At 50.3% G+C, this 1,182-nt stretch carries 2 tRNA genes and 3 rRNA genes; all 5 read right to left on the bottom strand.

Annotated features, from left to right (window positions below):
• Positions 1 to 415 (bottom strand): 23S ribosomal RNA (locus GRF59_RS29260); the annotation flags it as partial.
• 140 nt (positions 416 to 555) lie between these two features.
• A tRNA-Ala gene (locus GRF59_RS29255) sits at positions 556 to 631 on the bottom strand.
• An 88-nt stretch (positions 632 to 719) separates the two neighbouring features.
• Positions 720 to 796: transfer RNA gene (locus tag GRF59_RS29250), tRNA-Ile, on the bottom strand.
• 48 nt (positions 797 to 844) lie between these two features.
• Positions 845 to 961: ribosomal RNA gene (rrf, locus tag GRF59_RS29245) — 5S ribosomal RNA — on the bottom strand.
• Positions 962 to 1,073: 112 nt separating this feature from the next.
• A 16S ribosomal RNA gene (locus GRF59_RS29240) occupies positions 1,074 to 1,182 on the bottom strand; the annotation flags it as partial.

Raw genomic sequence — 1,182 nt, 5'->3', positions numbered from 1 at the left:
GATCCGTCTCGGAGGGAACAAACTTTCAGCTACAGGGCTTTTACCTTCTATGCCGGGCCTTTCCAGACCTCTTCGCCTAATCTGTTCCTTTGTAACTCCATGTGAGACGTCCCACAACCCCGGCCAGCAAGCTGACCGGTTTAGGCTGTTCCGCGTTCGCTCGCCGCTACTGACGGAATCACTCTTGTTTTCTCTTCCTCAGGGTACTTAGATGTTTCAGTTCCCCTGGTATGCCTCTTCAACACCTATGTATTCAGTGATGAGTAACTGGATATTACTCCAGCTGGGTTTCCCCATTCGGAAATCCCCGGATCAAAGCTTGCTTACAGCTCCCCGAGGCAGTATCGTTGTTCGCCACGTCCTTCTTCGGCTCCTAGCGCCTAGGCATCCTCCGTGTGCTCTTAGTAGCTTAACCAAGATTTTTCCCAAAGGGAAAAGATCTAACTACCAATTACTTAAACTTGTTTGACACAAGTTCAGCTAAAAGGATATTTCTAAAACGCAAATTCGTTTCGTTATCTAGTTTTCAAGGATCAAGTTGTAGATGAAATTAATTGGTGGAGCCAAGCGGGATCGAACCGCTGACCTCCTGCTTGCAAGGCAGGCGCTCTCCCAGCTGAGCTATGGCCCCATATTTTCACCCCAAGAAGTGAAGTATGGCTTCGAGGTTGATTCCGATTACTTTTCAGGGACCCCGTTACTTACTTTATGAAGTTATATGGTGGGCCCTAGTGGACTCGAACCACCGACCTCACCCTTATCAGGGGTGCGCTCTAACCAGCTGAGCTAAGGGCCCGTATATAATGTTGTTACAACCTTCATGAGATAACCCATAAGGGCATGCGCTTGGCAGCATCCTACTCTCCCAGGACCCTTCGGTCCAAGTACCATCGGCGCTGGAGGGCTTAACGGTCGTGTTCGGGATGGGTACGCGTGGAACCCCTCCGCCATCGCCACCAAACGCATTTTGAAAGAGTGTTTGCTCTCTCAAAACTGAGCAACGAGTGAGAACTAGCCGACCTGGCTAGATTTTAGATTTGAATGTTTCCGTTGCAGGAAACGATTCTCCATAGAAAGGAGGTGATCCAGCCGCACCTTCCGATACGGCTACCTTGTTACGACTTCACCCCAATCATCTACCCCACCTTCGGCGGCTGGCTCCCTTGCGGGTTACCCCACCGA

This window comes from Paenibacillus dendrobii (genome assembly GCF_009807035.1).
Lineage (GTDB): Bacteria > Bacillota > Bacilli > Paenibacillales > Paenibacillaceae > Paenibacillus_AQ > Paenibacillus_AQ dendrobii.
Note: the sequence above shows the minus strand (reverse complement) of the source record. Positions and strands in the feature narration are given on the sequence as shown.